Raw genomic sequence first — 12060 nt, forward strand, 5'->3', positions numbered from 1 at the left:
GTTCGTCATCAGCACCGATCGCGCACGCCTGGACGTGGCGGCTGTGCACCACCTGCTCTCCCACTCCTACTGGTCACCGGGGATTCCCCTGGACGTCGTGCGGCGCTCCATCGAGCACTCGCTGCCCTTCGGCCTGTATCGCGGCGCCGAGCAGGTGGGCTTCGCTCGCGTGACGACCGACTTCACCACCTTTGGGTACCTGGCGGACGTCATCCTCGCCGAGTCCGTGCGCGGGCGGGGGCTCGGCACGTGGCTGATGGAGACGGTCTTCAGCCACCCGGATCTGCAGGGCTTCCGGCGGTGGATGCTCGCCACGCGGGACGCGCATGGCCTGTACGCGAAGTTCGGCTTCACCCCGCTCAAGTCTCCCGAGCTCTTCATGGAGAAGTGGGATCCCGAGATCTACCGGCGCAGCCAGGGCTGAATGCGCCCCGCGATCACGGTCAGCCCTGACAATCCGTGAAGTCCCAGTGTGCCTGGAAGTTTAAACGGGGACTGAAGCGCTCCGGACTCGAAGGAGTGCCGCGCATCGTCACAGAAGCCGACTAGAATCGAGCCCCTCATGGCTGAAAAGCTCGGTGCGCTCCTGGTCCGCAAGGGCCTCATCAACCCAGGCCAGCTCGACGAGGCCCTGAAGGCCCAGATGATCTACGGGGGCCGGCTGGGGACGAACCTGGTCGACATGGAGTACCTGGACATCGAGACCCTGGGGGCGGTGCTCGCGGAGCACACGCGCTATCCGCAGGCCACGATCGCCGAGTTCGAGGCCGTGACGTCAGCCACGCTCAGCGTCATCACGGCGGCACTGGCCGAGAAGCACTTCGTGTTCCCGCTCGCGGTGGATGGGCGCCGCCTGAAGGTGGCGATGGCGAGCCCCTTCGACATGGCGGCGGTGGACGATCTGTCGTTCACCACCGGCTTGCGCGTCATCCCGTGCGTCGTGCCCGAGCTGCGGCTCTACTACTACCTGGAGAAGCGCTACGGGATCGTCCGCCCGGAGCGCTACATCAAGCTGGATCCCGAGGCCACCAGGTCCGGGCCTGGGGCGCGGCTCCCAGGAGGGACGCCCATCACGACGGCCGCGGGAGCTTCCGGCGGTGCCCCGCAGCAGCCTCGTCCACCCGCTCCCGGTGCGGCCCAGCCCGGGGGAATGTTCGGCGGGCTCGCTCCCGGCCAGTTCCTGAGTGAAGACGGGGAGACCGGTGAGCAGAAGCCTCAGCCTGCGCGGCCCGTGCCGCAGCTGGCCTCCCTGGGGGATGGGCCATTGGAGCTGGAGCCCGAGAGAGGATCGATCGGAGGGCTCGAGCCTGGGCAGTACCTGAGCGCGGATGATGACGATCAGGCTCAGCCTGCCGCGGCGCCTCCGATCCGGGAGGCGCCTCCTGCGCCCCAGGCCGCGGCCCCGGGGAGGCCGCCTGGAGCAGCCGCACAGCCTGGCGTTGCTGGAGCTCAGCCGCCGGGTCCTGCTGCGCGTCCCGGGGGTTCTCCTGGCTTGCCGCCTCAGGCCAGGCCGTCCATCGCCCAGGCGGGCACGCCCCAGGCGGCGGGCCCTGCCGCGCCTCCCGGAGATCCGCGGACGATGACGCCGCCCGGCGCGACGATGCGACCGCCGATGCCGCAGCAGCAGGGCACGCCGATCGGTACGCCTGTGATGGCAGGGGCACCGGCCGCGCAGCACCCGGCGGCTGCGGCCCGTCCAGCAGCGGGGGCAGCTCCCGCGGCTGGAGCTCATCCGACGACGGGGGCGCATCCCGCGGCGGGGGCGCATCCGGCGACGGGCTTGCATCCGGCGATGGCTCCCCAGGCACATGCGCCGGCCGCAGGGGCCGCTCCTGTCCCGGGGGCACCCCAGCAAGCCCATGCGCCTCGTCCCGGTCCCACAACGCTGACAGGCGTCAACCCGGGGCTTCAGCCGGGCGCTCCAGGTGCGCCGCCCCAACGAGCCCCGGCCCCCGCCTTGCCGCAGCAGCCTCCTGCCGGCGCTCCGAGGCCCCTCACTCAGGCGCCTATCCCAGGGCAGCCTCAGGCGGCAGCGGCGCCTGTGCCACCGGGGACGCGGCCGACGCAGGCACCTCCCGTCCAGGCTCCACAGCCCGCGCGTCAGACGATGGCGGGAGTGCCTCCTGGCGCGCAGCCGGTGCCTGCGGGCGCGCCGCATGCGCCGGTGCCGGGACACCCGGTGCCTGCGGGAGCGCACCCTTCCGCCGCATCGGCTGGCATGCAGCAGCCGCCCACCGGCGCGCATTCAGCCCCTGTGCCGCCGGGGACTCCGCCCGTGCAGGCCGGAGCGCATCGCCCTGCCGGGCCCCCCGGGACTCAGCCGGCGCAGGCGGGAGCGCACCCTGCGGCTGTGCCGCCTGGCGCACCCCCAGTCTTGGCAGGAGCGCAGCATGTGCCGATGCCGCCTGGCGCGCAGCACGTCCACCAGCCCGGCATGACTCAGCCGCCCATTCCGCAGGGCGCGCAGCAGGTGCAGGCGGCTCCTCGGCCGCAGGTACCCATGCCCTCGCCCGCAGGAGCGCCTCAGCCGCCTCCGGCCGGGCTGGCACAGGGAGCTGTTCCAGGGGCGATTCCTCGAGCGCCTCAGGCTGCCGCACAGCCGATCGCGGGAGCGGCGCCGAGACCCGCGACGATTGCGCCTGTTCCCCCGCAGCAGGGGACCGCGCCAGTTCCTCCCGCACGGCCGCCTTCTGCTGGGGGGCCAGCCATGCCGATTCCCTCCGGTACGCCGGCTGCGCAAGGTTTGGCAGGCACGACCTCGCCGCCCGTACCGATGCCTCCCATGGCGACCCGGCCGCCCATCCCCGTGGCTTCCCCGGGAGTGGCTGCACCCGCGGGAGCTCCCGTCGGGCTCCATCCACAGGCCGCTCCTCATCCCGCGCCCGCGGCCCGCCAGGAGCGTCCCAGCAACTCCGGCCTGCCCGCCCCAGGTGCGCAGCCCGCGATGCCCGCGGCCCGTCAGGAGCGTCCCATCAGCTCCGGTCAGCCTGCCGCGGGGGCGCAGCCCGCTGTGGCCTCCGCGCCAGTCGCTTCAGCGCCACCCGTGGCACTGCCCTCTGCTCCTCCCGTGCCGGCTCAGCCAGGTGGGTCCCAGGGGCAGGCGGTTCCAGCGGCGATGGGGACGCGCCCCCCGGTCCCGGTACCCGCCATGGCGCCTGCCGGCTCGCGTCCGACGAGTCCCCCAGTGGCGGCCTCCGCCCATCCTCCTCCCTCGCAGCCTCCGGGCCTGACTCCCACAGGAGCGTCGGCACAGCGCTCGTTGACTCCCGCTGCGATGCCCGCAGTTCCAGCCGCTTCGGCTCCTGGGGCTGTGATGCCTCCGCAGGTGGCTCCCTCCGCCGCTCCCGCACCGCCGAGGACCTTTCCCGTACCCGCTGTCTCCGCGACTCCGGCTCCGGTGCCGCTGCCGCCTGTTCCTGCCGCCCGGCCGATTCCAGGGGGAGCGATGGCTGCTGACGCGGCGGCTCGCTTGGGAGCGCAGGCTGGCAACGCTGCCGCGGTGAAGCCTGGGGCGAAGGCCTCGGCCGGGCAGGAACTCTCCCCCTCGGTGGAGATCTCGGTGGAGGAAACCGCTTCGCTGGAGGAGCTGGCTCCCTCCGAGGAGAGCGAGGCCATCGACGTTGAGGATGTCTTCGAGCCCGAGGAGGAGCTCGAGGAGATCGAGGAGACGCAGGCCTCGGCGCCTCCCGTTCCCGACGCTTGGGAGATGTCTCCGGCACCGGTCACCCCTGCGGCGAAGAAGGACGCGAGCCCGGCGCCGGATGTCCGGGCCTTGGAGGGCTCACAAGAAGAGGCCGCAGAAGAGCTGCCCGTCGCGCTGGTCGACGAGGCTCCTCTCGAAGCGCCTGTGCTCGCGGCCGACGCGGTGGCTGAAGAGACGCCGGTGTTCTCGGTCGAAGAGGTCTCCGAAGAGGCACCGGTGTTCTCGGTCGAAGAGGTGGCCGAGGAAGCGCCAGCGGTGGCGATCGAAGAGGTGTCGGCTGAGGAACCGGCCGTGTCAGCCGAAGAGCTAGCAGCGGAAGCGCCCCTCATGTTGTCGGAGGAGGTGGCGACCGAGGAGCCAGCCGTATCAGCCGGCGAAGTGGCGGTGGAAGCCCCCGTCATGCTGGCCGAGGAGCTAGCCGAGGAGCCAGCCGAGGAGCCAGCCGAGGAGCCAGCCGAGGAGCAGGCGGCGTCGGCTGAAGCGGTGGTGGCGGAAGCTCCCATCATGCCAGCGGAAGAGGTGGTGGCGGAGGCCCAGGTCGCGGTGGTGGGCGAGGTGGTTGTGCAAACGTCGAGGCCGCCGGTGGACCTGGGTGAGCTGCCGCCCGCACCCGAGGAGCCGATGCAACTCGCGGCGACTTGGGAGTTCATGGACATGGCCCAGTCGGGGCATGCACCTGAAGCGCCAGTGGAGGATCGCGGGCTGGAACTGGAGACTGAAGCGCCCTCGATGCCCGATGACACGGGCAGCACGGAGGACGAGGTGGCACTGGCTCCAACCTGGGACTTCGTTCCGCAGTGGAAGCCCGAGGAGGAGGCCGCGAAGAGCGAGCCGAGTGCACCTGCCGAACCTCCTGCGGCGCCAGTGGCCGCTGCTCCCAAGACCCCAGCGCCTATACCCCCTGCGGCGCCAGTGGCCGCTGCTCCCAAGACCCCGGCCCCTGTTCCTGTGGCGACCCCGGATCTCACGGCCACGGGCAAGTATGGCATTGAGACCGCGCAGCCCACGATGACGGGCAAGTACGGCACCGTGAGCGCGGATCCCAAGCTCCCGAACCCGTTCGATATCGAGATCGACGAGCCAGAGAAGACGGGCCTCTTTGGAGTCGTGCGTTCGGAGCCGGAAGCCCCGGAGACGGCCAAGTACGGGATCGCCAGCGGGCAGCCTGTGACGACAGGCAAGTCGGGCCTCGGGCCGCCGGATCTGAGCGCCGCCACGGAGGAGCCAGCGCTCCCCGGCCCAGGACTCCCCGCGGAGCCGCTAGAGCCGGATGCCGATCCCTTCGCGGCGTTCGCGGCCGAAGAGGCCGCGAGGACCACCCCCGCGGCGCCTGAACCGGCGGACGGGGCGAGCACCAAGCCTGCTCGGCCCGGAGGCCCTCGTGAGGGCTCAGGCTCCCAGAGCTGAGACACCCGGCACACTGCCGCGAGGCTGAAAAGAAGAAGGGCCCCGGAGCCATGCTCCGGAGCCCTCACTTCACGCGCTCAGGCGCGGCTCAGCTGCAGCCACTCGTAGCGCCGCAGTTGGAGCACTTGTGGCAGGCACCACTGCGGACCATGATCTCGCCGCAGGTGTGGCAAGGCGGTGCGTCGGCCTGGTCGAGCCACGTGCGCTTCGGCCCCGCCACCACCGGCAGCCGCGCGACGGTCTGCGGGGGCTTCGCCTCCGGAGCCGGCTTGGCCTCGAGCGCCACCTCCGCCACCTCCAGCTGCTCGCTCGGCAGGAACTTCAGCGCCAGCCAGCGGAAGATGTAGTCCGTGATCGACTTGGCGATCGGGATCGACGGGTTACCGGTGAAGCCGCTCGGCTCGTAGCGGGTGTGGCTGAACTTGTCCACCAGCACCTGCAGCGGCACGCCGTACTGGAGCGCCAGCGACACGGAGGTGGCGAAGCTGTCCATCAACCCGCTCACCACCGAGCCCTCCTTCGCCATCACCACGAAGAGCTCGCCCGGCGTGCCATCCTCGTACATGCCCACCGTCAGGTAGCCCTCGTGGCCGCCGATGGAGAACTTGTGGGTGATGGACTGCCGCTCGTCCGGCAGCCGCCGCCGCATCGCCTTCGGCTCGGGCTTCACCGCCGGCTCGACAGCGACGGTCATCGTCGGCGTCGGCTTGGTGTCCTTCACCTGCTCCTTCGAGGTGTTCAGCGGCTGCGTCCGCTTGCACCCGTCGCGGTACACGGCGATGGCCTTCAGCCCACGCTTCCACGCTTCCACGTACGCCTTCTCGATGTCCTCCACCGTCGCGTTCGACGGCATGTTCACCGTCTTCGAGATCGCCCCCGACAGGAACGGCTGGCACGCCTCCATCATCTGGATGTGTCCCATCCACCCGATGCTGCGCTGCCCCTTGGTGGGCTTGAAGGCGCAGTCGAACACCGGCAGGTGCTCGGACTTGAGGTGCGGCGCGCCCTCGATCGTCTCGTGCTTGTCCAGGTACCCGATGATGTCCTGCGCCTGCGTCTGCGGGTAGCCCAGCTTCTCCAGCGCCAGCGGCACCGTCTGGTTGACGATCTTCAGCATGCCGCCGCCCACCAGCTTCTTGTACTTGATGAGCGCGATGTCCGGCTCGATGCCCGTGGTGTCGCAGTCCATCATGAAGCCGATGGTCCCCGTGGGCGCCAGCACCGTCACCTGGCTGTTGCGGAAGCCGTGCTCGGAGCCCTGCGCCAGCGCCTCGTCCCACGCCGACTGCTGCGCCGCGTACAGCTCCGCGCCCACGCCCTCGGCCGACAGCTGGTAGGCCGCCTTGCGGTGCTTGCGGATGACGCCCTGCATGGGCTCGGCGTTCTTCGCGTAGCCGGCGAAGGCGCCCAGCCGCTCGGAGATGCGCGCGCTCATCGAGTACGCCTGTCCGCACATCAGCGAGGTGATGGCCCCCGCATAGTTGCGGCCCTCGGCCGAGTCGTACGGCAGGCCCGTGGCCATCAGCAGCGCGCCCAGGTTCGCGTAGCCCAGCCCCAGCGGCCGGTAGTCCAGGCTGTTCTTCGCGATCCGCTCCGTCGGGTACTTGGAGGAGCCGACGATGATCTCCATCGCCAGCAGCAGGACGTCCACCGCGTGCCGGAAGGCAGTGACGTCGAAGTCCCCGTCGATGGTGCGGAAGTGCATCAGGTTCAGCGACGCCAGGTTGCAGGCCGAGTCATCCAGGAACATGTACTCGGAGCACGGGTTGGACGCGTTGATGCGCGCCGTGTTCGAACAGGTGTGCCAGGCGTTCACCGTGCTGTCGAACTGGAGGCCCGGGTCTCCGCACAGGTGCGCCGCCTCGGCGATCTCGCGGAACAGCTCGCGGGCCCGGAAGGTGTCCATGGGCCGCCCATCCTTCACCGCGCGCGTCGTCCACGCCCCGTCATCCACCACCGCCTTCATGAACTCGTCGGTGACGCGCACCGAGTTGTTCGAGTTCTGGAAGAACACGGACGAGTACGCCTCGCCGTTGAAGGACGGATCGTACCCGGCGTCAATGAGCGCCCAGGCCTTCTTCTCCTCCTGGGCCTTGCAGCGGATGAAGTCCAGGATGTCCGGGTGCTCGGCGTTGAGGATGACCATCTTCGCCGCGCGCCGCGTCTTCCCGCCGCTCTTGATGACGCCGGCGAACGCGTCAAAGCCCTTCATGAAGGACACCGGGCCAGAGGCCGTGCCGCCGCCCGCCAGCAGCTCGCGGCTGGCGCGCAAGGAGGAGAGGTTGCTGCCCGTGCCCGAGCCGTACTTGAAGAGCATCCCCTCCGTCTTGGCCAGCGTGAGGATGGACTCCATGGAGTCCTCCACGGAGTTGATGAAGCAGGCCGAGCACTGCGGGTGCGTCTCCACGCCCACGTTGAACCAGACGGGCGAGTTGAAGGCCGCCTTCTGCCTCAGCAGCAGGTGCGTCAGCTCGGCATGGAAGGTGGCGCGGTCCGTCTCCAAGGCGAAGTAGCCGCCCTCCACGCCCCACGCCGTCAGCGTGTCCACCACCCGGGCCACCAGCTTGCGCACGCTGCCCTCGCGATCGGGCGTGCCGGGCGTGCCGCGGAAATACTTGGAGGCCACCACGTTGGTGGCCAGCATGGACCAGGACTTGGGCACCTCGATCTGCTTCTGCTCGAAGACCACGCGCCCGTCCTCACCGGTGATGCCCGCGGAGCGGTACTCCCAGGCCAGCTCATCGGCCGGATCCACCCCAGGCGTCGTGAAGAAGCGCTGCACCGTCAGCCCGGTGGCAGGACCCTTGGACTTCCTCGCCCCCTTCTTCCCGTTGACCGCCGGCTTCAACCCCAGATCCTTCTCCATGGACCTTCCTCCGCTGCTGCGCTGGATTCACTAAAAGTGTGGATGCAAAATTTTGCAGAACGCCTAAGCCCGCGAGATCCCTGAGGGATCAATGATCAGCGGGAGACACCGCCGAGCGGCGGAGCAGGGGCCTGCTGGACCGGAAAAGCGACGCCCGAGAGCGGAGACAGGAACCCGCGCGGAAGACCCACCCGGTCCGAACTTCGAACCCCATATCCTGTATCCCTCGCTATCCCACACCCTATGGATGGGGGGCGTTGCCTGGTTGTCACCCCACAATGCTCGGCTGGCCAGGAACCGGGCGGAGCAGGCAGGGGGCGCGGTTGTAGCGCCGAGTGACAAAAAACGTCAAGGTGCGTCGCATGGAAAGTCGTCATATGGCAAGTCATGTATGGTCACACTGGAGGTCTGACTTTGATCACCAGGTGATATTTGCTGTGAGTCTGGTCATGACCTGCTGGGTTGCCTAGTCCCCGGGCTGTGGATGGGGAGGGGGCCTGTGCGCGCGGTGGTCGCTTTCGGACAGGGCCTACGTTAGGAGGAGGACGTCATGTCACCTCCCTTCCAGCGCCATGTCTTTGTGTGTACGAACCGCCGTCCCGATGGCCACCCCAAGGGGTGCTGTGCGACCAAGGGGAGCGAGGAGATCCGGGCCGCCTTCAAGGTCGAGCTGGAGAAGCGCGGCATCAAGGGGCAGATGAGGGCCAATGCCGCCGGGTGCCTGGACACGTGCGCCTTCGGGCCCTCCGTCGTCGTGTACCCGGAGGGGGTGTGGTACGGCGGCGTGAAGCTGGAGGACGTGCCTACCATCGTCGAGGAGCACCTGATCGGTGGGCGTCCGGTGGAGCGGCTCCTGATGAAGTTCGCGAGGAAGGAGCCGAAGCCCGTCGAGCTCAAGGTGGGCGAGCCGAAGCCGTGATCCAGTTCTACGCATATCCAACAATTACGGGATATGCGTACTTTCCTAGGACTGGTCGCCGCGAGCCTCGTGCTCCTGGCCTGTGAGTCTCAGACAGACATCTCCCTGGCGGACGCCGAGGCCCCGCTCCGTCCGCTCCAAGGGCGCAAGGGGTTCGTCACCGGCTCCCGGCTGTTGAAGACGGAGAAGGCGCTCCCAGGCCGGTACATCGTCGTCCTGGAGGACAAGGCCGCTCTGCAGGCGCCGCCGCAACGCCTTGCGTCAGAGCTGGCCACGCACCATGGGGCGGTGGTCGGGCGAGTGTTCTCCCATGCCCTCAGAGGGTTCACCGCGACGATGCCGGAGGCCAGCGCCCTGCGCCTGAGCACGGATCCGCGCGTGCGCTACGTCGAGGAGGATGGCGAGGTCCACCTCGAGGGAATGCAGGCAGGAGCGACCTGGGGCTTGGACCGCATTGATCAGCGAGATCTGCCGCTGGACGAGATCTACGCCTACAACCTCACGGGCAGCGGGGTTCATGCCTATGTGATCGACACGGGCATCCGGATCACCCATGCCGAGTTCGGCGGACGGGCTGTGCACGGCTACGACGCCATCGGCGACGGCAACGGTTCGAATGACTGCCATGGCCATGGCACCCATGTGGCGGGAACGATCGGCGGCAGCACCTATGGCGTTGCCAAGGGGGTGACCCTCCACGCAGTGCGCGTGCTCGACTGTGGCGGCTCTGGCGCCTGGTCCCAGGTCATCGCCGGCGTGGACTGGGTGACGGCCCATCATGTGAAGCCCGCGGTGGCCAACATGAGCCTGGGGGGCAGCGCGACGCAGGCCCTGGACGACGCGGTGACGAACTCGATCAACGCCGGGGTCTCCTACGCCATCGCGGCCGGCAACAACGGTGGCAATGCGTGCTCCATCTCTCCTGCGCGGACTCCGGCGGCGATGACGGTCGGCGCGACCGACTCCACGGACGCCCGAGCCTGGTTCTCCAACTACGGCGTCTGCGTGGACCTCTTTGCGCCGGGTGTGAACATCACCTCGGCTTGGAATACCAGCGATACGAGCACGAACACGATCAGCGGCACCTCCATGGCCACTCCGCATGTGGCCGGCGCGACCGCGCTCTACCTGGAGGGCAGCCCCACCGCCACGCCCGAGCAGGTTGCGCTCGGGCTCTACGGCACCACGACGGCGGACAAGGTCTCCAACCCCGGCGTGGGTTCGCCGAACAGGATGCTGTACTCCGGCTGCACGGGGTCGAGCGACTCCGTGCCCCCGCAGGTGGCTCTCACCTGGCCCACGGGTGGAGCACCGCTGAGCGGCACGGTGACCCTGGCCGCCAGCGCCACGGATGACGTGGGCGTCGTGAGGGTCGAGTTCTTCCTCGGCACTCGCTCGCTCGGCACGGACGCGACGGCGCCCTACGAGCTGCTCTGGGACAGCGCCACCGCCAGCAACGGCCCCGGAGTCCTCACTGCCAAGGCGTACGACGCAGGCTGCAACCAGAGCGCGAGCACGGCCGTGGCCGTGACCATCGAGAACGCTGGCAATGCGAGCTTCGACACGCAGTGGCAAGTGCCCACCTGCGGGCTCGTCGGCAGCCGGTGTGACTCGGTATGGCTGCTGGAGGGGAGGGCGGGGCTCGGCCCCGAGCTTCACGCTCCGAACACGCTGGGCGGCACCTGCGCGGATGGGACGGCGGGGACCTATCGCTCCAGCCCCTCGCTGGACCGGCTCGTGGTCTCCCGGGGCGATGGCAGCGCGTTCGCAGCGGGCAAGGAAGTGACGATCCAGGCGACGATCTGGGCTGGCGCGAGCTTCTCGTCGGAGGCCCTGGACCTCTTCTCGGCACCCGATGCGAGCAACCCTGCCTGGACCTTGCTCATGACCTTGCGGCCTACCCGGAGTGGTGCGCAGGTCCTCTCGGCCACCTACCTCCTCCCAACGGGGCGCATGCAGGCGCTGCGAGGCGTGTACCGCACCTATGGCAGCGCTCAGTCCTGCACCTCGGGCACCCTCAACGACCACGACGATCTGGTCTTCGAGGTGGGCCAGGAGACGGATGTCTCTCCGCCTGCGGCGGTGATCACCTCTCCCGCGCCGGGGGACACCGTGGAAGATCTCGTCACCGTCTGGGTGGAGGCGAGCGACAACTTCGGAGTGGCGCGCATCGAGCTGTATGACGGTGCGACCCTCATCGACACCGACACCGCGCCGCCTTTCTCCTTGAGGTGGAACACGGGCGGAGCGCCCAATGGCCCTCACACCCTGACCGTGCGGGCCTACGATGCCGCTGGCTTCAGGACCACGTCTGCACCTGTGGACGTGATCGTCGACAACGACATTGACCGGCCGCAGGTGGCCTTCCTCTCGCCCGCTGAGGGGACGACCGTGAGCGAGACGATCGTCCTGGAGGCCAGCGCCAGTGATGACCGGGGTGTCGTTCGCGTCGACTTTCTCCGCGGCGAGAGCTTCATCGGCAGCGCCACGACGCCGCCCTATACCCAGAGCTGGAGCACCCGCTCGGTGACCAACGGCTCCCACGCGCTCTTCGTGAGGGCCTATGACGAGGCTGGTAACTCCACCACGTCGGGACCGCTGACCTTGCTGGTGGACAACGATCTCTTCCCGCCGACGACAGCCCTGACCTCGCCAGCCGAAGGAGCGGCCCTGAGCGGGGGAGTGGCCCTCGAGGCCTCCGCGAGTGACAACCGGCAGCTCGTGCGGGTGGAGTTCTATGTCGACAACGTCCTGGTCGGGACGGACACCTCGGCGCCCTACGGGATGACGTGGGACACGGCGCTCGGGACAAACGGCAGCCACACGCTGACGAGCAAGGCCTATGACGGCGCGGGCTACTCGGCGACGAGCACTCCCGTCAACGTGACGGTGAGCAACCCGGGCACCGCGGACTACGATCCGTTCTTGGGAGCCCCGAGCTGCACCACGGCGACGGACCGCTGCGGCACGACGACCCTGCTGCGGGGACGGGGCGGCGTCGGCCCGGAGCGGAACGCGCCGAACACCTTGGATGGGTGCGTCGACGGAGCGGGCGGCTCCTACCGCTACTCGCCGTCCATCGAGCGGCTCGCCGTGGTGCGGGCGGACGGGACGGCCCTGGCCGTCGGGAAGCGGGTTCGGATCGACGTCGACCTCTGGGTCTAC

General features: G+C 69.3%; 5 protein-coding genes. 4 read left to right on the top strand and 1 reads right to left on the bottom strand.

The features are described from left to right. The coding region (locus VD972_RS30990) for a GNAT family N-acetyltransferase (protein ID WP_324992389.1) at positions 1–424 on the top strand (424 nt) is incomplete at its 5' end. A 138-nt stretch (positions 425–562) separates the two neighbouring features. After that, a complete protein-coding gene (locus VD972_RS30995; protein ID WP_324992390.1) occupies positions 563–5110 on the top strand; it encodes a hypothetical protein in 4548 nt (1515 codons plus the stop codon). Between the two features lie 88 nt (positions 5111–5198). Here the strand turns inward: VD972_RS30995 and VD972_RS31000 are convergent, their stop codons facing one another. Continuing rightward, a complete protein-coding gene (locus tag VD972_RS31000) occupies positions 5199–7976 on the bottom strand; it encodes a vitamin B12-dependent ribonucleotide reductase (protein ID WP_324992391.1) in 2778 nt (925 codons plus the stop codon). Positions 7977–8526: 550 nt separating this feature from the next. On the opposite strand from VD972_RS31000, the gene VD972_RS31005 reads away from it, so the two are divergent. Then, the gene (locus VD972_RS31005; RefSeq protein WP_324992392.1) at positions 8527–8895 is read left to right on the top strand and encodes a (2Fe-2S) ferredoxin domain-containing protein; all 369 of its coding nucleotides are present in this window, start codon (positions 8527–8529) and stop codon (positions 8893–8895) included. Between the two features lie 33 nt (positions 8896–8928). Continuing rightward, on the top strand, positions 8929–12060 hold a 3132-nt coding region (locus tag VD972_RS31010; protein ID WP_324992393.1), incomplete at its 3' end, for an Ig-like domain-containing protein.

The sequence above is a fragment of the Hyalangium sp. genome, from assembly GCF_035629615.1.
Lineage (GTDB): Bacteria > Myxococcota > Myxococcia > Myxococcales > Myxococcaceae > Hyalangium.

Excerpts from the sequence above, each read along its gene's own strand:
- VD972_RS30995 (WP_324992390.1), top strand. The coding sequence starts at position 563 with ATGGCTGAAAAGCTCGGTGCGCTCCTGGTCCGCAAGGGCCTCATCAAC.
- VD972_RS31000 (WP_324992391.1), bottom strand. The coding sequence starts at position 7,976 with ATGGAGAAGGATCTGGGGTTGAAGCCGGCGGTCAACGGGAAGAAGGGG.
- VD972_RS31005 (WP_324992392.1), top strand. The coding sequence starts at position 8,527 with ATGTCACCTCCCTTCCAGCGCCATGTCTTTGTGTGTACGAACCGCCGT.